17 protein-coding genes are annotated in these 19,347 nt (G+C 44.7%); 6 read left to right on the top strand and 11 right to left on the bottom strand.

What is annotated here, in order from left to right; translation table 11 throughout:
• Position 1: 1 nt before the first annotated feature.
• Together glgC and topA are read right to left on the bottom strand one after the other, a co-directional pair.
• Positions 2-1,219, bottom strand: coding sequence for a glucose-1-phosphate adenylyltransferase (gene glgC, locus AACR75_RS15455; RefSeq protein WP_013857078.1), 1,218 nt, complete (start codon positions 1,217-1,219; stop codon positions 2-4).
• A 657-nt stretch (positions 1,220-1,876) separates the two neighbouring features.
• The gene (gene topA, locus AACR75_RS15450; protein ID WP_047690891.1) at positions 1,877-4,507 is read right to left on the bottom strand and encodes a type I DNA topoisomerase; all 2,631 of its coding nucleotides are present in this window, start codon (positions 4,505-4,507) and stop codon (positions 1,877-1,879) included.
• A gap of 520 nt (positions 4,508-5,027) precedes the next feature.
• Between topA and AACR75_RS15445 the strand changes: the two genes are divergently transcribed.
• Positions 5,028-5,279 carry a YciN family protein gene (locus tag AACR75_RS15445; RefSeq protein WP_013857082.1) on the top strand — a complete coding sequence of 84 codons (252 nt, stop codon included), beginning with the start codon at positions 5,028-5,030 and terminating at the stop codon, positions 5,277-5,279.
• A gap of 60 nt (positions 5,280-5,339) precedes the next feature.
• On the opposite strand, the gene aroA is transcribed toward AACR75_RS15445, so the two are convergent.
• Entirely contained in the window at positions 5,340-6,620 is a 1,281-nt protein-coding gene (gene aroA, locus AACR75_RS15440; RefSeq protein WP_047690889.1) for a 3-phosphoshikimate 1-carboxyvinyltransferase, read from the bottom strand.
• Between the two features lie 205 nt (positions 6,621-6,825).
• On the opposite strand from aroA, the gene aat reads away from it, so the two are divergent.
• The 3 genes from aat to infA all read left to right on the top strand — a co-directional run bounded on the left by aat (position 6,826) and on the right by infA (position 8,543).
• Positions 6,826-7,542, top strand: coding sequence for a leucyl/phenylalanyl-tRNA--protein transferase (aat, locus tag AACR75_RS15435; RefSeq protein ID WP_047690886.1), 717 nt, complete (start codon positions 6,826-6,828; stop codon positions 7,540-7,542).
• A gap of 2 nt (positions 7,543-7,544) precedes the next feature.
• Positions 7,545-8,243 carry an arginyltransferase gene (locus AACR75_RS15430; RefSeq protein ID WP_013857085.1) on the top strand — a complete coding sequence of 233 codons (699 nt, stop codon included), beginning with the start codon at positions 7,545-7,547 and terminating at the stop codon, positions 8,241-8,243.
• Positions 8,244-8,324: 81 nt separating this feature from the next.
• Positions 8,325-8,543 (top strand): translation initiation factor IF-1, encoded by a 219-nt coding sequence (infA, locus tag AACR75_RS15425; RefSeq protein ID WP_006075347.1) that lies wholly within the window; start codon positions 8,325-8,327, stop codon positions 8,541-8,543.
• Between the two features lie 141 nt (positions 8,544-8,684).
• Here the strand turns inward: infA and clpA are convergent, their stop codons facing one another.
• Entirely contained in the window at positions 8,685-10,955 is a 2,271-nt protein-coding gene (clpA, locus tag AACR75_RS15420; protein ID WP_047690881.1) for an ATP-dependent Clp protease ATP-binding subunit ClpA, read from the bottom strand.
• A gap of 42 nt (positions 10,956-10,997) precedes the next feature.
• On the bottom strand, positions 10,998-11,318 hold the full coding sequence (gene clpS / locus AACR75_RS15415) for an ATP-dependent Clp protease adapter ClpS (RefSeq protein WP_010319243.1): 321 nt from the start codon (positions 11,316-11,318) through the stop codon (positions 10,998-11,000).
• Positions 11,319-11,791: 473 nt separating this feature from the next.
• On the opposite strand from clpS, the gene cspD reads away from it, so the two are divergent.
• The gene (gene cspD / locus AACR75_RS15410; RefSeq protein ID WP_013857087.1) at positions 11,792-12,013 is read left to right on the top strand and encodes a cold shock domain-containing protein CspD; all 222 of its coding nucleotides are present in this window, start codon (positions 11,792-11,794) and stop codon (positions 12,011-12,013) included.
• 78 nt (positions 12,014-12,091) lie between these two features.
• On the opposite strand, the gene AACR75_RS15405 is transcribed toward cspD, so the two are convergent.
• Positions 12,092-14,317: an NADP-dependent isocitrate dehydrogenase gene (locus AACR75_RS15405; RefSeq protein WP_047690878.1), complete on the bottom strand. Its 2,226-nt coding sequence runs from the start codon at positions 14,315-14,317 to the stop codon at positions 12,092-12,094.
• Positions 14,318-14,678: 361 nt separating this feature from the next.
• On the opposite strand from AACR75_RS15405, the gene AACR75_RS15400 reads away from it, so the two are divergent.
• On the top strand, positions 14,679-15,362 hold the full coding sequence (locus AACR75_RS15400; protein WP_206208096.1) for a pseudouridine synthase: 684 nt from the start codon (positions 14,679-14,681) through the stop codon (positions 15,360-15,362).
• A 50-nt stretch (positions 15,363-15,412) separates the two neighbouring features.
• On the opposite strand, the gene hisIE is transcribed toward AACR75_RS15400, so the two are convergent.
• Genes hisIE through hisB form a run of 5 tightly spaced genes read right to left on the bottom strand, consistent with a single transcriptional unit; the run spans position 15,413 to position 19,301 of the window.
• The gene (gene hisIE / locus AACR75_RS15395; RefSeq protein ID WP_017043909.1) at positions 15,413-16,048 is read right to left on the bottom strand and encodes a bifunctional phosphoribosyl-AMP cyclohydrolase/phosphoribosyl-ATP diphosphatase HisIE; all 636 of its coding nucleotides are present in this window, start codon (positions 16,046-16,048) and stop codon (positions 15,413-15,415) included.
• Entirely contained in the window at positions 16,045-16,818 is a 774-nt protein-coding gene (gene hisF, locus AACR75_RS15390; RefSeq protein WP_047690876.1) for an imidazole glycerol phosphate synthase subunit HisF, read from the bottom strand. Before hisF ends, hisIE begins: the two co-directional genes overlap by 4 nt.
• Positions 16,800-17,537 carry a 1-(5-phosphoribosyl)-5-[(5-phosphoribosylamino)methylideneamino]imidazole-4-carboxamide isomerase gene (gene hisA / locus AACR75_RS15385; RefSeq protein WP_047690874.1) on the bottom strand — a complete coding sequence of 246 codons (738 nt, stop codon included), beginning with the start codon at positions 17,535-17,537 and terminating at the stop codon, positions 16,800-16,802. The genes hisF and hisA overlap by 19 nt, the downstream gene beginning before the upstream one ends.
• Before the next feature lie 13 nt (positions 17,538-17,550).
• On the bottom strand, positions 17,551-18,228 hold the full coding sequence (gene hisH / locus AACR75_RS15380; protein WP_017049883.1) for an imidazole glycerol phosphate synthase subunit HisH: 678 nt from the start codon (positions 18,226-18,228) through the stop codon (positions 17,551-17,553).
• Positions 18,228-19,301, bottom strand: a complete 1,074-nt coding sequence (gene hisB / locus AACR75_RS15375) for a bifunctional histidinol-phosphatase/imidazoleglycerol-phosphate dehydratase HisB (RefSeq protein WP_047690872.1) — start codon at positions 19,299-19,301, stop codon at positions 18,228-18,230. Before hisB ends, hisH begins: the two co-directional genes overlap by 1 nt.
• Between the last annotated feature and the right edge of the window lie 46 nt (positions 19,302-19,347).

The following is a 19,347-nucleotide window of genomic DNA, read 5'->3' as shown; positions in this document are numbered from 1 at the left end:
TCTAGAATCCAACTTTTGTTCCTTTTGCGATAACAACGATGCCCTCATCAGAAACATGGAAACGTTGTCTATCGAGTTCTAAATCTTCACCAATGATAGTACCTGGCGCTATTTCGACATTTTTATCAATAATCGTACGCTTAATTGTACATCCTTCGCCAATTTTAACATCACCGAGGATCACGGATTCACTCACTAAAGTGTTGGCTCCAATGTTACTGCGGTAGCCTAGTACCGATTTATAAATCTTCGCACCTTGAATGTAGCTTCCGCCGGAGATCAAGCTGTCGGTGATCTGCACTTTACGATCGTGTGAATCAACAAAGGTTGCAGGTGGCAACGGTGGATAATAAGTGTGGAGAGGCCAGCTACGGTTATACAACGAGAAATCGGCATCATGCTCTAATAGATCCATGTGCGCTGCCCAGTAGGCCTCAATCGTACCAACATCACGCCAGTAAGTTGTGTCTTTTTCGCCTTTGATTTTATTGGTTGAAAAATCATAGACATAAACCTCTCCTTCTGGGAAAAGTTTAGGAATAATATCTTTGCCAAAATCATGGCTGGAGTGATTATCTTCAGCATCACGACGCAATTCTGCGCAGAGTTTATCTGTATCGAATATGTAGTTACCCATAGAAACAAGTGCAAGGTCTGGGTGCCCAGGGATCGCTTTAGGATTGCAAGGTTTTTCTTCAAAACCGACCATTTTTCCGGCTTCATCAACTTCAATCACACCAAACTGAGACGCTTCTTTCAGCGGCATTCTCAGCGCAGAAACGGTCAGTTTTGCGTCTACACGTTTATGGAAATCGAGCATCTGGCGGATATCCATTTTATAGATATGATCAGAGCCAAAAATACATACTTGGTCTGGGGTAGAGAGTTCAATAAAACGAATATTCTGGTAGATAGCATCCGCAGTACCTTCGTACCAGCGCTTGCCATCACGCATCTGTGCGGGGATTGAATCGATAAACCGATCAGTGATGCCCGAAAGGTTCCAGCCTTTCTTCATATGTAAATACAACGATTGTGATTTAAATTGTGTAAGCACGTAGATACGCATCAAATCCGCGTTTACAAAATTATTCAAAGCAAAATCGATTAAACGATAACTGCCACCAAATGGCACTGCAGGTTTACTACGAGATTCCGTTAAAGGCATCAAGCGCGAGCCTTCGCCACCAGCAAGGATCATTCCTAAAACACCAGCCATTTTAATTCTCCTTATTTCATTCTTATATTTGCATTCCATACCTTAATTTACAGGGGATGTATGGATGCTATCCTTATTGACCACTTGCAGTGGGCTGTATGAAACTCCCTCACCACCCTAAATGCAATCGGTTGTTTATACGTTATCGAATTAAAGAAATAATACAATTTTAAATACGCTGTTCTGACTTGTCTGAACCCTTTAGTTTGCTAACTCCTAACCTAGCTCACATTTACAGCTCGGTGTAACATATAAACATAACAATGTATTAACTAATCATTTTTATTCACTTTATTGATGCATTCTTAATTTTATATACACTCTCTTTTTATTAAAAATACAACGAATTTATGACGCTATGTTTACTAGGTTAAAGACATAAATATTAATTACACCAAATAGCTCCATTTTAATTGTTGAACCGACTGAACAATTCACAACATGCTGGTGCAATAGGGCTATCTCCTGTGTACAAGACTCTGAACATCCGACACTCCGCCCGCTCACGGATAGTTAATCAATACTGCCTTACACATGGAATGTCAAAATATTGGCGACACATTTTCCATGAATAGTATGAATAGTTGAACTTGCTCAAACTCCAGCCAAAAAAAAGGTAGCCCGAAGGCTACCTTTTCGCATTGATCACATTAAAGGCTATTTTTTAGCGTTTTTACGCTTATCGGTAATTTCCCACCGCCCATTATCGTACAACGCCGTCCAACCTGAGGGTTTACCATCTATCTCAGTGCGTACATAGTGTTCTTTTGACTTACGACTAAAGCGTACAACCGCCGCCACACCATCAGGATCATGTGTAGGCGCATCCGCTAAGTATTGATACTTTGGTGCTAGGCGCTCTTTAAAACGAGCCAATTCTTCAACCAATGGCGCACGTGTCTCGCGAGATTTCGGGAAATTGCTCGCTACAAGAAACAGACCTGAAGCGCCATCACGCAGTACAAAATACGCATCCGAGTTTTCACAAGGCAATTCTGGGAAATGGATAGGATCTTCTTTTGGCGGAGCAACTTCGCCGCTTCTTAAGATCTTACGCGTATTTTTACAGTCATCGCTGGTGCAATCCATGTACTTACCAAAACGGCCATTTTTCAGCACCATGTTTGACCCACACTTGTCACACTCGACAACTGGGCCATCATAGCCTTTAACTTTAAACTCACCGAATTCTACAACGTAACCTTCGCAGTTCGGATTGTTCCCGCACACATGCATTTTACGTGTGTCATCGATTAGGTACGCATCCATCGCCGTTTCACAGATAGGACAACGCTTTTTAGCGCGCAGTGCAGCCGTTTCAACATCTTCTTCCAAGACATTGATGACGCCTTCTTCGTCACCTAGGTTAATGGTGGTTTTACAACGCTCTTTAGGCGGCAGTGCATAACCAGAACAACCGAGGAACACCCCTGTAGAGGCTGTACGAATTCCCATTGGACGTGAACATGTCGGACATTGAATGTCGGTCATCACGATGTGGTTGGGTTTCATACCACCTTGTTCTTCATCCAGTTCAGCCGTTTCTAAATCTGCAGTGAAATCTTTAAAGAAATCGTCCAAGACTCCTTTCCAATTTGCAGATCCTGCTGCAATTTGGTCCAGCTTTTCTTCCATTCGCGCGGTGAAGTCATAGTTCATCAAGTCATTGAAACTGTCATCCAGACGATCGGTGACGATTTCACCCATTTTCTCAGCATAAAAACGTCGCTGATCCACTTTCACATAGCCGCGATCTTGAATCGTAGAGATGATAGAAGCATACGTCGATGGTCGGCCTATACCACGCTTTTCAAGCTCTTTTACCAGCGCAGCTTCCGTATAACGTGCCGGTGGCTTAGTGAAATGTTGTTTTGGATCTAACGTTTGCAATAACAACGTTTCGCCCACTTTCACTGGAGGTAAAATTTGGTCTTCATTCTTACCCATTGGACGTTGAACTCGTGTCCAACCATCAAATTTAAGGATGCGACCTTTCGCCTTAAGGGTGAATTCTGCCGCTTTCACGCTCACAGTGGTCGAATCGTATTGAGCTGGCGTCATTTGGCAAGCAACAAACTGATTCCAGATTAGTGCGTATAGCTTATGAGCATCCGCTTCCATACCTTGTAAATCATCGGCTTTAACATCCACACTGGATGGACGAATCGCTTCGTGCGCTTCTTGAGCGCCCTGCTTACTTCCATAAGCCAACGGATTCTCAGGTAAGTAGGCTTGTCCAAACTCACTACCAATATAGCTGCGAACCGCTTCAACCGCTTCAGCACTTAAGTTGGTTGAATCGGTACGCATATAAGTGATGTAACCCGCCTCATACAAGCGCTGAGCTAGCATCATCGTTTTCTTCACTCCGTAACCCAAGCGAGTACTGGCTGCTTGCTGTAACGTCGAGGTGATAAAAGGAGCGGAAGGTTTACTGCTGGTTGGGCGGTCTTCACGTTTACACACTTCGTAAGAAGCTTTTTCTAAAATCGAAACCGCTGATTTAGCTTCCGCTTCGTTGACAGGCTTAAACGCTACATCATTTTTTTGCGCAACCAACAGACGGAAATCCGTTTTATCTTGCGTTTTCGTATCAGCATGGATATCCCAGAACTCTTCAGGGACAAACGCGTTAATTTCACGCTCACGCTCAACAAGTAATTTCACCGCCACCGATTGGACGCGACCCGCAGACAAGCCACGCGCCACTTTTTTCCAAAGTAATGGAGAGACCATAAAACCCACCACACGGTCCATGAAACGACGCGCTTGTTGGGCGTTTACACCGTCGATATTCAATTCACCCGGTGTTTGGAAGGCTTGTTGGATTGCATTTTTAGTAATTTCGTTAAATACAACTCGTTTGTATCGCTGTTCATCGCCACCGATGATCTCACGAAGGTGCCAAGCGATGGCCTCTCCTTCGCGGTCCAAATCGGTTGCGAGATAAATGCAGTCGGCATCTTTGGCAAGCTTTTGCAATTCCGCCACTACTTTTTCTTTACCCGGCAAAATTTGGTAATTCGCTTCCCAGCCGTGATAAGGGTCGATGCCCATCTTCTTAATTAACGAACTGCGGTCTTTCTCGCTTTTCAAGCGTGCTTTCTCTTCAGCGCTAAGGTTCTTTGAAGAAGAACTAGGCGTTGCTTTTTTAGCGGTACTTTGACCTGCGGTTGGAAGGTCACGAACATGCCCTACGCTCGACTTAACAATAAAATCTTTACCAAGATATTTATTGATCGTTTTAGCCTTGGCTGGCGATTCCACTATAACGAGTGATTTACCCATAATTGACTCAAATGCCCTTAATCATTACGCGAAAGTAAATCGCATGACGTTCTAAATTATTGCTTCTTTTTTTACTATCGAGCCAGTTAACAAGAAGATCAACATGTTTTTTAAAAATAAAATTCAACCACTCAATAATTGGTCAAAATGCAACCAGAGCTCAGTGGCCTATTCTCCGCCGGCCTTCCAGCCTAAATTGAGAAGTTTAAAATCGAATCCTGTGGTACTTGTGAGCTTGACTTTCATTGCTGCAGCACTCTACTAAACGTGCTTTGGCGCTCATACTAAAGTGAGTATTATCAGTTCGCGAAATAAATCCAATGAAATATGCCGTAAGTCACACATTCTCATTGCATAAAAAATCGGCTTTCTTGATTAAGCTTAGACGTGACTTCTCTCTTTGGTCAAAGCTTGAGAATCCACTCCATCGAATTTTGCGCCGAATTCTATTTGAAATCATTGAAATTACCTACCCTTTTACGGCACTATCCTCGCACATCTACTCATAGGACCGTAAAAGATGAGCGAAAAACAATCTATTACTGAATTTGATTTGTTACTTATTGCAAACCAAATCATTCAAGAACATGACGCTTATATCGTTGGCATGCGCGCCGATAGCGTTGAAGAAAAAGAGGATGTATTAGTTTTTAAAGGCAACTACTTTTTAGACGACAAGGGGCTGCCAACACCTAATACCACTGCGGTATTTAACATGTTCAAGTACCTTGCCTTGCATTTATCAAAGCAATTCACTCTCGTTCAATCGTAATTCTTGATGAAAAAAAGCCTCATTCGAGGCTTTTCATTATTGGGTTTAAAGGCTCAATACCTAGTGGCTTAGTTGCGCAAGCTGTTCAAAATAATCAGGAAACGTTTTCGAAGTACATTTAGGATCATTAATCGTCACTGCGGTATCGCTCAGTGCAACCAGCGAAAAACACATCGCCATTCGATGATCGTCATAAGTGTCGATTGCCGCATGCTGTAATGACGTTGGTGGTGTGATGATAATGTAATCATCCCCTTCCTCAACCTCTGCACCCACTTTACGCAGCTCCGTCGCCATTGCGGCTAAACGATCAGTTTCTTTAACACGCCAATTATATACGTTGCGAATGGCTGTGGTGCCTTTGGCAAATAATGCGGTCGTCGCAATGGTCATAGCCGCATCAGGAATGTGATTAAAATCGAGATCAACCGCATTAAGCTCTCCACGACGAGCGATGACATAATCATTCCCCCATTCGATGACTGCGCCCATTTTTTCTAGCGCATCGGCAAATTGAATATCTCCTTGGATACTGTTTTTACCAATACCAGTAACTTTTACTTCGCCACCTTTGATAGCCGCCGCCGCGAGGAAGTAAGAAGCAGAGGATGCATCTCCTTCCACCAAAAACTGCCCAGGAGAAACATACGATTGCCCAGCTGGGATCACAAATTGAGTGTAGTTATGGTTGATCACTTTTACACCGAACTGCGCCATGATGTGTAACGTGATATCAATGTAGGGCTTTGAGACCAAGTCACCGACGATGTTGATCGTCATTTCACCATCAGACAGTGGCGCTGCCATTAAAAAGGCGGTCAAAAATTGACTCGAGATTGAACCGTCAATCGCCACGATTCCAGCTTTAAGGCCGGTTGCCGTAATTTTTAACGGCGGGAAGTCTTCGTTTTCAAGATACTCAATATCAGCGCCCGCTTCACGTAACGCCGTAACGAGATGACCGATTGGACGCTCTTTCATCCTCGGCTCACCAGTCAAAATGAACTCACCCTGTCCAAGGACTAATGCTGCCGCAAGTGGACGCATTGCCGTCCCTGCATTACCTAAAAACAGCTCAACAGATTGCTCTATGCTAAAAGGCCGACCCAAGCCTTTTATCTCACACACCGTTTTGTCGTCTGACAAACGATACTCCACGCCAAGTTTTGCTAGTGCGTTGAGCATGTGGCGAATATCGTCACTATCTAACAAGTTCGTTAGCTTAGTCGTACCACTTGCCAGAGCGGCAAGCAGTAGCGCTCGGTTTGAGACACTTTTGGAACCGGGTAAATTGACTTGCCCATTAATTTTTTTTATTGGTTGTAACGTGAGGCTTTCCATTCGAGTTGTGTTTCCTTGCATCTTCCAAAGAGCTCCTGTTTGCTCTGGGAAAATGAAAATTCTTCGTACTTGCAGCCTATCTAAAAATAAAAGCGAACTCCAGTACAAATATGGCCTGATAGTAATGATTGGCAAACTATTGAAAAATCCCTACTATCCTCATTCCGTGGCCTTATCTTGATGGTTAACCCAGATCGGATCGAACATGACTATTTACCTTCCTCAACTTGCGCTTGATGATTTCTCTTTTCCTTCCGCTGATGAGGCGCTAGAAGAGCCAAATGGACTGCTCGCGTTTGGTGGAGATTTACAACCAGAACGTATTTATAATGCTTATCGACACGGAATTTTTCCTTGGTATGGCCCACAAGAGCCTATTCTTTGGTGGAGCCCCGCTCCGCGAGCTGTGTTTAACCCACAAACTTTTTCTCCAGCTAAAAGCGTTAAAAAATTCCAGCGAAAACATCAATATAAAATAAGCCTTAACCATGCAACTAAAGAGGTAATTACAAGTTGCGCCAACGTAAGACCCGCAGATCAAACTTGGCTAAATGAAGAGATGCGCAGCGCCTACCTCGCCCTTGCGGCTTCTGGCCGTTGTCATTCGGTTGAGGTGTGGCAGGAGGATAAATTGATCGGCGGGCTCTATGGCATACAAATGGGCCAAATGTTTTGCGGTGAGTCGATGTTTAGTATCGAAGCCAATGCATCAAAAATTGCGCTTTGGTATTTTTGCCAGCATTTTCAATCACACGGTGGACAGTTGATTGATTGTCAGGTGATGAATCCGCATCTGGCATCATTGGGAGCTTTCGAATTAGAGCGCGACGATTTTCTCAAATCCTTGCTATCTTTTAGAGATAGCTCTGTCGATGAGCGCTGCTTTACCCCCCAGTGGATCACCTTGCCTAATGAAGGATAACCATGAGCTCAGATTTACAGCAAATACGCATCGGTTTAACCAATAACCACCCTTGTAGCTATTTAAAAGATAGGCAAGAACGTGTCGCTGTGACTTTAGACTCCGCCATGCAATCGCCTGAGAATTATGAAATTCTACTCGCAAATGGTTTTCGGCGCAGTGGAGATACCATTTACAAACCTCACTGTGACAATTGTAACTCCTGCCAAGCATTGCGTGTTTTTGTTGACCAAGTCAAGCTATCAACCAGTCAAAAGCGGTTACTCAAAAAGGCACACGCTTTTCAGTGGCAGTTGAAACCAACCATGGATTCGGGTTGGTTTGCACTCTATGCCCGCTATATTGAAGCGCGACATAAAGAGGGCAGCATGTACCCTCCCAACGAGCAGGAGTTTGAAACCTTTTCCGCTTGTCGTTGGCTAGATACTCAATACCTGCATATTTATCAAAATGGACAACTGGTCGCGATTGCGGTGACGGATATTTTACAAAACAGTGCCAGCGCCTTTTATACCTTTTATGATCCAGAGTCAGATCTGTCACTCGGAACACTTGGCGTTTTATTTCAACTGCAATATTGCCAAGCCACACAGAAACAATGGTTATATTTGGGTTATCAAATTGATGAATGCCCAGCAATGAACTACAAAGTACGCTTTGAGCGCCATCAAAAGCTAGTAAATCAACGTTGGCAAGGGTAGAATACGCCCCAACTTTACATATTTATCTTTTAGCGGCAGAATGCGTCCGTTAAAAATCGCCAAGTTTCTAAAGAGGATTAAATGGCTAAAGAAGACGTAATTGAGATGCAAGGCACTGTCCTTGATACTCTTCCAAACACAATGTTCCGTGTTGAGCTAGAAAACGGCCACGTAGTAACAGCTCACATCTCTGGTAAAATGCGTAAGAACTACATTCGTATTCTTACTGGTGACAAAGTAACTGTAGAGATGACTCCATACGACCTAACTAAAGGCCGCATCGTCTTCCGTGCTCGTTAATCTCTGATTTTCGAACGCAACAAAAAACGGAGCTAAATGCTCCGTTTTTTGTTACTTATAGAACTGGATTAAATGCAATGCATAGAAGAAAGCACGCCTCAGCGTGCTTTTGTTATTAGGTGATAAGCATCGGATTACCGATTAGTGAACCGCTTCTTCACGAGAGCCAATGTACTTAAACTTAAGCTCTTCGCCATCTAAATCCACTTTCACTGTGCCACCATCGACCAACGAGCCAAACAACAACTCATTCGCTAATGGCTTTTTCAGCTTATCCTGAATCACGCGGCCCATCGGACGAGCGCCCATCTCAATATCGTAGCCTTTCACAGCAAGCCAATGACGAGCATCCTCAGAAACCTCTAACGATACACCTCTCGCATCGAGTTGAGCTTGTAGTTCAACAATAAACTTATCAACCACTTGATGGATTACACGCTCATCCAAACGATTAAACCAGATGATGTTATCTAAACGGTTACGAAATTCGGGTGTGAATACTTTCTTAATCTCTGACATCGCATCAAAACTATTGTCTTGTTGGATAAGACCAATCGATTTTTTCACTGTCTCTGCAACACCTGCGTTGGTTGTCATCACCAAAATGATGTTACGGAAATCCGCTTTTCGTCCATTGTTATCCGTTAAAGTGCCGTTATCCATGACTTGAAGTAACAAGTTAAAAATATCAGGGTGCGCTTTCTCAATCTCATCAAGTAGCACCACTGAATGTGGATGTTTAATCACAGCATCAGTTAGCAAGCCACCTTGGTCATACCCAACATAACCAGGAGGAGCACCAATTAAACGACTCACTGAGTGACGTTCACCATACTCAGACATATCAAAACGCAGCAGCTCAATGCCAAGTAGCTTCGATAACTGCACTGTCACTTCTGTTTTACCCACGCCTGTTGGCCCTGCAAACAAGAATGAACCCACCGGTTTATTGTCGGCACCTAAGCCAGCGCGTGAGAGTTTGATCGCCTCACTCAATACATCGATAGCGTCATCTTGTCCGAACACCAACATTTTCATTTTTCTATCAAGGTGCTGCAAAATGTCTTTATCGGAAGAAGATACCGATTTTTCTGGAATACGCGCCATTTTAGCAACCATAGCTTCAATATCGGCCACTCCAACGGTTTTCTTGCGGCGACTTGCAGGTGCCAACCTTGAACGTGCACCCGCTTCATCAATCACATCAATCGCTTTATCTGGCAAATGACGTTCATTGATGTATTTTGCAGAAAGCTCTACGGCCGCACGTAACGCTTTATTGGTGTAACGTACATCATGGTGCGCCTCGTATTTTGTTTTCAGACCCATGAGTATTTTAGTGGTGTCATCCAACGATGGCTCGACCACATCGATTTTTTGAAAACGGCGAGCCAGCGCACGCTCTTTTTCAAAGATGTTGTTGTACTCTTGATAAGTCGTTGAGCCGATGCAGCGCAATTTACCGCTGCTAAGCAGAGGTTTGATTAAGTTAGCCGCATCCACCTGACCACCAGAAGCGGCACCCGCACCGATGATGGTATGAATTTCATCAATAAATAGAATCGCGTCCTGCTCTTTTTCAAGCTGTTTCAAAATGGTTTTAAAACGCTTTTCAAAATCGCCACGATACTTAGTTCCAGCGAGTAATGAGCCAATATCCAGTGAATAAATAATGCTATTTTGAATGATTTCAGGCACTTGGCCTTCCACTATACGCCACGCCAGCCCTTCCGCAATCGCCGTTTTACCGACTCCCGCTTCTCCCACTAACAGCGGATTATTTTTACGGCGACGACACAACACTTGAATGGTTCGTTCTAGTTCTTTATCACGCCCAATTAGCGGGTCAATCAACCCTTGCTTTGCCAATTGGTTGAGGTTGCTGGCAAAGCTTTCCAAACGTTCATCAGAACTGACTTCATCAGCTGATTCGCTGCTAAAAGAGTCGGAAGAGGCTGAATTATCACTTGCGCTGGAAGCTTTAGTGATGCCGTGTGAAATGTAGTTGACGATATCTAAGCGACTGATGTCATTTTTTTTCAGTAGGTAAGCCGCATGTGACTCCTGCTCACTAAAGATTGCAACCAGTACATTCGCCCCTGTGACTTCATTGCGGCCAGAGGATTGCACATGAAATACAGCACGTTGCAGCACACGTTGAAAACTCAATGTAGGTTGCGTTTCACGTGTTTCGTCACTTTCAGGAATAAGAGGTGTGGTTTGATCAATAAAAATATCAAGCTCTTGGCGTAAGGCATCCAAATCCGCTTGGCAGGCTAATAAGGCCTCTCTGGCTGCATCATTTTCTAATAACGCAAGTAGGAGGTGCTCGACGGTCATGAATTCATGTCTTTTGTCTCGCGCTCGAGCGAACGCGCCGTTTAGACTCGACTCTAGTTCTTTATTAAGCATAAGTACCTCCTTAAGGAACCACTTTGTTGCTCCAGCAAGCGACTACGCTTGCTCCATAGTACAAAGCAGTGGATGCTCATTTTCCCTTGAGTACAAAGTAACTTGAGCTACTTTGGTCTCTGCAATCTCGGCACTGAACGTGCCACAAATTGCTTTCCCTTCATAATGCACCTTGAGCATTATCTGTGTTGCTTTGTCGATATCCATCGAGAAGAATCGCTCAAGGATTTCAATCACAAACTCCATCGGCGTGTAGTCATCGTTATTGAGAACTACGTTGTACATCGCTGGTGGTTTAATTGCTGTCTTCTCTTTCTCCAGAAGATCTGAGTCTGGAGTCACCCATTCAAAATGTTTACTCATGATGACCGTATTTAGAGTGCTTCTCTACCTAGTGGAACCGTGTGCCTCTCAGTAACCATTGTGTCGTTCGAATCTATTAATGTTATTAGTGCTACCGACACAGTTGAAAAACAACCCTTACTTAGAGACTAATGCAGCAATTGTATCGCTGCAAATAAAACATTGCTATTCCGAACTATCAACGGCGTAGTTGATTAAAAAGAAAACAAAAGCAACTGCTTTCTTTAACTATTTCATTCTTAACGCCCTATTTAATCGTTGCAACAATGTAAACCTTAAAAGTGATTTATTTGCAAATATGTCGAGTATCATACCTTTTGCCTATTGACTGCGCCGAATCATTGACTACATTGGTCAATTAGTGACTAAAAATTTGGCAGCGGCTGAATTGATATTCACATTCGGGTAACGTTTTTAGGATAAGTTTCTCGATAACAACATCAGTAACTAAAATGCAATGAGGGATGTAAAGCATGGCTACAGGTACAGTAAAATGGTTTAACAACGCCAAAGGATTTGGGTTTATTTGTCCAGAAGGTGAGGATACCGATATTTTTGCTCACTATTCAACCATTCAAATGGAAGGCTACCGCACACTCAAAGCGGGCCAACAAGTTTCCTATGAGATTGAACAGGGGCCGAAAGGTTATCACGCTAGCGCTGTTGTTCCAATCGAAGGTCAACTTGCAAAATAATCGCTGCCAAACGTGTATTTAATAAAAAACCCGCCGAACTGGCGGGTTTTTTATTACTTAGATGTGAATAACTGAAGGTTAAGCGCCAATGATCGCGTTCAAGGTTTGGCTTGGACGCATTAATGCCGATGCTTTTTCAAACACTGGCGCATAGTAACCACCCAAATCACCCGGAGTACCTTGTGCCTGATTCAGCTCAGAGACGATAACCTGTTCATTTTCTTGCAGCTGTTTCGCAATCGGTGCGAATTCCGCCGCTAAATCAGCATCCGCCGTCTGCTCTGCTAAGGCCTCAGCCCAATAGGTTGCAAGATAGTAGTGACTGCCACGGTTATCAAGCTCACCAACTCTGCGCGATGGTGATTTATTGAGATCAAGGAACTTACCAGTGGCTTTATCAAGCGCATCGGCTAGTACTTTCGCTTTCGCATTTCCAGTGACAACACTCAAATGTTCCAAAGACGCCGCCAGCGCCAAAAACTCGCCTAACGAATCCCAACGCAAGTGGTTTTCTTTCTCAACCTGCTGAACGTGTTTTGGCGCAGAGCCACCAGCACCTGTTTCAAACAAGCCACCGCCATTCATCAAGGGAACAATCGACAACATTTTAGCCGAAGTACCGAGCTCAAGAATGGGGAATAGATCCGTGAGGTAATCACGCAGTACGTTACCCGTAACTGAGATGGTATCTTTACCCGCTTTGAGACGCTCAAGTGTGAACAGAGTCGCTTCAACGGGTGATAGGATCTGAATATCTAAGCCAGCCGTATCATGATCAGCAAGGTAGACGTTGACTTTTTTGATCAATTCACGGTCATGCGCACGCTGATCGTCTAACCAGAAAATCGCAGGAACGCCAGTAGCTCTGGCGCGAGTCACGGCCAGTTTCACCCAGTCTTGGATCGGTGCATCTTTCACTTGGCACATGCGGAAAATATCACCAGCTTCAACAGCTTGCTCTAGCAATACTTTGCCGGAGGTATCCACAACACGTACCGAACCCGCTGCATCGAGGATAAAGGTTTTATCGTGCGATCCATATTCTTCAGCTTTTTGCGCCATAAGGCCCACGTTTGGCACACTGCCCATCGTGGTGGGATCAAATGCGCCGTGCTTTTTACAAAAATCAATCACCGCTTGATAAACGCCAGCGTAGCAGCGATCGGGGATCAGTGCTTTGGTGTCTTGTTGCTTGCCATCTGGCCCCCACATTTGACCAGAAGCGCGCAGCATTGCTGGCATTGACGCATCAACAATGATATCGCTTGGGACATGTAGGTTAGTAATACCTCGGTCAGAATCGACCATAGCAAGCGGTGGCTGCGTGTTATAAACCGCTTGAATCGCGGCTTCAATTTCTTCTTTCTGTGCTTGTGGCAATGCTTGTATTTTCGCGTAAACATCGCCTAGGCCATTGTTGACATCAACACCTAATGAGTCAAACAACGCGCCATACTTCGCAAATACGTCCTTGTAGTACACTTTAACGGCATGGCCGAAAATGACTGGGTCAGACACTTTCATCATGGTTGCTTTCATGTGCAAGGAAAGCAGCACATCTTGCTGTTTCGCTGCTGCGATTTGTTGCTCGAAAAACTCAACTAACGCTTTTTTGCTTAGAACTGAAGCATCGATAATTTCTTTATCAAGCAGCGCAAACTCTTTCTTTAAGACTTTAGTCGAGCCATCATGGCCGACAAACTCAATTTTGACCTTAGTGTCACCTTCAATGGTGACTGACTTTTCTGTTCCATAGAAATCTTTGTCTTGCATGCTGGCAACATGTGAACGGGATTGCGGTGACCATGCGCCCATTGAATGTGGGTTTTTCTTCGCATAATTCTTGACTGATAGTGGTGCGCGGCGATCGGAGTTTCCTTCACGCAACACTGGGTTAACCGCACTACCTTTGATTTTATCGTAAGTCGCTTTAATCGCTTCTTCTTCGTAGGTACTTGGTTCTTCAGGATAATTTGGTAGGTCGTAACCTTTTTCCTGCAACTCTTTAATCGCGGCTTTCAATTGTGGGACCGATGCCGAAACGTTAGGCAGTTTAATAATATTCGCTTCTGGTTTGGTCGCCAGTTCACCTAATTCGGCAAGCGCATCACTTACACGTTGATTTTCTTTTAAATGTTCTGGGAAGCTGGCAAGCATACGCGCAGCCAGTGAAATATCGCGGGTTTCAACGCTAATACCTGACGAGGCGGTAAAGGATTGGATAATCGGCAATAAAGAATAAGTGGCCAGTGCTGGTGCTTCGTCTGTGATGGTATAAATAATTGTAGGTTTTTCTGTAGGCATGAAAAATTTCCCTATTTGTTCTAGCAGCACCATTGGATGAAACAGCGCTGTGTGATTGTCCGTGTCAAGTGGGTTAGCATCCTCGCGACTTGAACACGATAGCGTCACTCTTTCAAAAACTGAATCGAATGTCGTTGAGCGTTATCCGATTTTAGTCATTGAGTGAAAATACGTATACACCCAAACCCTTTATTGATACTGAATCCAAATAGCATGGGTTGAGTATAATTAAACAAAACTAGGATAATAGTCTATTATCTTGTGCGTCAATCCTGTTTCTGGGCGCGCAAATCATAGCTTAAATCCAAAGTTCAGAAAACTTTCAAACACACTTCATTTACATTTTTGCAAGGTAGTTAACATGTCATCCCGCTTGCGTCGTGATTCTTCATCAGTATCAAAACCCTCTGGCTCTTCTCATTTTAAACGGCGCGATCCACATCAGCGCTCAACCGCCCGCTCCTCTTCATCTGCAGAAGAGGTAAAAAAACGAGTATCACTTGCTGATCGAAAAGTCATCATCTTTAATAAGCCTTTTGATACGCTAAGCCAGTTTACCGATGGTGATGGGCGCAAAACTCTCGCTGATTTTATTCCCGTAAAAGAGGTGTATGCCGCAGGTCGCTTGGACAGAGACAGCGAAGGTTTGATGGTGCTCACCAATGACGGCATCTTGCAAGCGAGACTAACGCAGCCGCAGTCAAAATTACCAAAGACGTACTGGGTTCAAGTAGAAGGAGAACCCGCTCAAAACGATTTAGATAAATTGCGCCAAGGTGTAGAGCTAAAAGATGGCATGACGCTGCCTGCCAAGGTTGAGATTTTGCAACCGCCTACCTTGTGGGAACGTAATCCACCGGTTCGTTTTCGCGCACAAATCCCAACCACATGGCTTGCGATTACCATTACTGAAGGTAAAAACCGGCAAGTACGACGTATGACAGCGCATATTGGCTTTCCAACACTGCGCTTAGTGCGCTACGCGATGGGCGACATTGTTTTAGGCGATCTACAACCCGGTGAGTGGAAAGAAATTACCCTCTAACACCGCTCTCAAAAAACGGAAGCCTCTTTATTTAAGAGGCTTCACTGTGTTTATTTATGGCGTTCTTTAAGCTTATCAATCACATCACTCAACGCTAATCCTTGGTCTTGCAATAGCACCAATAAGTGATAAATCAAATCAGCAGACTCACACACTAACTCCGCCTTATCGCCCGACGTCGCCGCAAGCGCAACTTCAACGCCCTCTTCGCCCACTTTCTGCGAAATACGCTTTGTTCCACGGGCATAAAGGCTGGCGGTGTAAGAGGAATCAGGGTCGGCACTCTTGCGGGCAGCCAATAGCTGCTCAAGCTGATGAAGCCACACCATTTGAGACTCTTCTTGTGCATCGTTATCCCAACAGGTTGTGGTTCCAGTATGGCACGTTGGCCCAATGGGATTCACTTTGACCAATAAAGTGTCGTTATCACAATCGAGCGCCATGTTTTTCAACTGTAACACATGACCAGAGGTCTCTCCTTTGGTCCAAAGGCGCTGTTTGCTGCGAGAAAAGAACGTCACTTGGCCTGTTTGCGCGGTTTTTTGCAACGCATCTTGGTTCATGTAACCCATCATAAGCACTTGACTTGATTGAAAATCTTGCACTATCGCCGGAACAAGGCCATCAACTTTGTTCCAATCAATACGCTCAGAAAGTGCAACCGCACTCGATACTTGAAAACTCATCGTCTTACCTCTACACCTTCTGCTTGTAAATATTGTTTTAATTCGCCGATATTGATGATCTGCTTGTGAAAAACCGATGCCGCCAACGCGCCATCGGCATGAGCTTGTTGGTAAGCTTGCGCAAAGTGCTCCATCGTTCCCGCCCCGCCAGAAGCGATAAGTGGCACGCGACACACAGCACGTACCTTCTGGAGTTGCTGTAGATCATAACCATTACGCACGCCGTCTTGGTTCATCATATTCAATACGATTTCACCCGCACCACGTTTTTGTACCTCTTGTACCCAATCGCAAGTTTGCCACTGTGTTGCTTTAGTGCGCGTCTCATCGCCAGTAAATTGATAGACCTGATACTGACCCGTTTCTTGATCGAAGTAAGAGTCAATGCCGACCACAATACATTGCACGCCAAATTTATCCGCCAAGTCAGTAATCAACTGTGGGTTAGCGAGTGCTGGAGAGTTAATGGAGACTTTATCTGCACCAAATTCTAAAATTCGCGCAGCATCTTCGGCAGATTTAATACCGCCCGCGACGCAAAATGGAATATCAATCACTGCCGCGACACGCGCCACCCAACTTTTATCAACCACTCGGCCATCACTCGACGCGGTAATGTCGTAAAACACCAACTCATCCGCGCCCTCTTCGGCGTAGCGTTTTGCAAGCGGTACGATATCACCAATGATTTCGTGATTGCGAAACTGCACCCCTTTCACTACTTGTCCATCGCGGACATCCAAACAAGGAATTATGCGTTTTGCCAACATTCGAATGCCTCCTGAGCGGTGAACTTACCATCTAATAAGGCACGACCGACGATCACGCCAGCAACACCACTGCCTGTTAAGGCTTTGATGTCCGCTAAGCTACCGATACCACCTGAGGATTGAAACTGTACTTGTGGGTACTGTTTGCATAAATCGATATACAACTCAACGTTAGAACCGGCTAGTGTGCCATCGCGGGAAATATCAGTGCACAATACGTGTGTCAAACCGACCGTTAGGTAATCATCAATCAAGGCTTCTATCGTTACACCTGAATCTTCTTGCCAACCTGAAATGGCCACTTTACGTGTGCCGTCTTGATCAATGTTGATGTCGAGCGCTAGCACAATTTTTTCTGCGCCATACTTTTCCATCCATCCTTTGACTAATTCAGGCTGTTTTACGGCCGTAGAACCGACAACCACGCGCTGCGCACCCGCATTTAATAAATCCACCACATCTTGCTCACTACGAACACCGCCACCAATTTGAATCTTGGCAGGGGTACTGGCAAGCAGTTTGGCAATCAGATCAAGCTGTCGGGCTGAGGTATCTTTTGCACCCGTTAAATCGACAAGGTGCAACCAGTTAGCTCCAGCCTGATGATAGAGGCGAAACTGCTCTGCAGGGTCCACTTTGTATTCGGTAACTTGACCATAATCGCCTTGAAATAAGCGAACCACTTGGCCATCAATTAAATCTAATGCTGGAATAATCATTGCTAATTCCCTTTTATAATTCCAAGAAGTTCTTGATCAGTGCTGAGCCGGCTTTGGATGAGCGCTCTGGATGAAATTGGACACCATAGTAATTACCGCTTTGCAGCGCCGCGGTGAAAGGCTTACCGTATTCACATTCGGCAATCGTGTATTCACCGACGGGCATGGCGTAGCTATGGACAAAATAGAAATATTCACCCTGCTCAATGCCTTTAAACAGAGGATGGCCTCTTTCGGCATTGACCGTGTTCCAACCCATATGTGGCAGTGGTAAATCGCCTGTATCCATCAGGCGAACCTCGCCGTCACATAATCTCAAGCATTCAACAATATCATTATCAACAATGCCACTAGCTTGATCGTTAGCTTGCTGTCCTTTTTCTTCTGACAGCTGACCTAACAGTTGCATGCCTAAGCAGATGCCGAGCAGTGGCTTTTCAACCTGTTTCACCAAGGTGATTAAATCGCGCTGTTGCAGATTTTTCATCGCCTCACTTGCCGTACCGACACCGGGTAAAAACAGCTTATCTGCCGCCAACACCACATCAGGATCTTTTGAAATAGTGACTGGGTAACCCAAGCGTTCGATGGCAAATTTCACGGAAGACACATTAGCGCAGCCTGTATCAATGATGACGACCTTTTGCGGCTGGCTGCTGTTATCACTCATCGCTTCGCGGACTGACGACATTACAGTACTCCTTTGCTGCTAGGTAGTTCATTGCCTTCCACTTTAATGGCTTGGCGCAATGTGCGGCCAAAAGCCTTAAACAAACTTTCAATAATATGGTGATCATTCTCGCCACTGGATGAGAGATGTAGCGTACAGGCCAAAGTGTCGGTTAATGAACGGAAGAAGTGATATACCATTTCAGTGGAGAGATCGCCCACTTGCTCACGTGTAAAGGTGGCCTCAAATTTCAGATAAGGGCGACCCGATAGATCGAGCGCGCATTGTGCTAAACACTCGTCCATCGGCAACGAAAAACCAAAACGACCAATGCCACGCTTCTCGCCTAATGCCTCTTTTAAGGCTTGCCCGAGTGCTAATGCGGTATCTTCAATGGTGTGGTGATCATCAATGTGCAGATCACCATTGACGCTCAACTTCAATTGAAAACCACCATGGGTTGCGATTTGGTCAAGCATGTGGTCAAAAAAACCTAACCCCGTTGTAATCTGATTACCACCCATTTCATCCAAATTGACCGCTACTTTAATGTCGGTCTCTTTGGTGGTTCTTACCACTTCGGCGCTGCGCGTTTTCACGGTTAAGTCTTTAACTATTTCACGCCATCCCATACTTTTCGGATGATATTGAATACCACGGATCGCCATATTTTCAGCCAGTTGCAGGTCGGTCATTCGGTCGCCAATCACCACTGATTGCTGAAAATCGACTTTGCCTCCTTGCAGATACTCTTTAACCATCCCCAGTTTGGGTTTGCGGCAAGAGCAATTATCTTTTTCAAAGTGCGGGCAAATCAACACATCATCAAAGAGCACTCCTTGGGACTGAAAAATGTCCATCATCATCGCATGAGGGGCATCGAAATCCGCTTGAGGATAGCTATCCGTCCCCAGTCCATCTTGGTTGGTGACCATTACCAGCCGATAACCCGCAGCCTGCAAAGCCAGTAGGCTTGGGATCACATACGGCTCTAGTTTCAGTTTGTCTAAACGATCAACTTGGAAATCGACCGGAGGCTCAACAATTAAGGTTCCGTCACGATCAATAAAGAGAATTTTTTGCTGTTTGCTCACTGGAATATCCTTTTCTATTGGCCAGTAACGTCACTTAAACGACTGG

It is taken from the genome of Vibrio sp. ZOR0018 (assembly GCF_963865925.1).
Taxonomy (GTDB): domain Bacteria; phylum Pseudomonadota; class Gammaproteobacteria; order Enterobacterales; family Vibrionaceae; genus Vibrio; species Vibrio anguillarum.
This window is presented reverse-complemented; position numbering and strand designations above follow the sequence as displayed.

Bases quoted from the DNA above. Each gene is read 5' to 3' on its own strand.
- glgC (WP_013857078.1), bottom strand. From the start codon at position 1,219: ATGGCTGGTGTTTTAGGAATGATCCTTGCTGGTGGCGAAGGCTCGCGC.
- topA (WP_047690891.1), bottom strand. From the start codon at position 4,507: ATGGGTAAATCACTCGTTATAGTGGAATCGCCAGCCAAGGCTAAAACG.
- AACR75_RS15445 (WP_013857082.1), top strand. From the start codon at position 5,028: ATGAGCGAAAAACAATCTATTACTGAATTTGATTTGTTACTTATTGCA.
- aroA (WP_047690889.1), bottom strand. From the start codon at position 6,620: ATGGAAAGCCTCACGTTACAACCAATAAAAAAAATTAATGGGCAAGTC.
- aat (WP_047690886.1), top strand. From the start codon at position 6,826: ATGACTATTTACCTTCCTCAACTTGCGCTTGATGATTTCTCTTTTCCT.
- AACR75_RS15430 (WP_013857085.1), top strand. From the start codon at position 7,545: ATGAGCTCAGATTTACAGCAAATACGCATCGGTTTAACCAATAACCAC.
- infA (WP_006075347.1), top strand. From the start codon at position 8,325: ATGGCTAAAGAAGACGTAATTGAGATGCAAGGCACTGTCCTTGATACT.
- clpA (WP_047690881.1), bottom strand. From the start codon at position 10,955: ATGCTTAATAAAGAACTAGAGTCGAGTCTAAACGGCGCGTTCGCTCGA.
- clpS (WP_010319243.1), bottom strand. From the start codon at position 11,318: ATGAGTAAACATTTTGAATGGGTGACTCCAGACTCAGATCTTCTGGAG.
- cspD (WP_013857087.1), top strand. From the start codon at position 11,792: ATGGCTACAGGTACAGTAAAATGGTTTAACAACGCCAAAGGATTTGGG.
- AACR75_RS15405 (WP_047690878.1), bottom strand. From the start codon at position 14,317: ATGCCTACAGAAAAACCTACAATTATTTATACCATCACAGACGAAGCA.
- AACR75_RS15400 (WP_206208096.1), top strand. From the start codon at position 14,679: ATGTCATCCCGCTTGCGTCGTGATTCTTCATCAGTATCAAAACCCTCT.
- hisIE (WP_017043909.1), bottom strand. From the start codon at position 16,048: ATGAGTTTTCAAGTATCGAGTGCGGTTGCACTTTCTGAGCGTATTGAT.
- hisF (WP_047690876.1), bottom strand. From the start codon at position 16,818: ATGTTGGCAAAACGCATAATTCCTTGTTTGGATGTCCGCGATGGACAA.
- hisA (WP_047690874.1), bottom strand. From the start codon at position 17,537: ATGATTATTCCAGCATTAGATTTAATTGATGGCCAAGTGGTTCGCTTA.
- hisH (WP_017049883.1), bottom strand. From the start codon at position 18,228: ATGTCGTCAGTCCGCGAAGCGATGAGTGATAACAGCAGCCAGCCGCAA.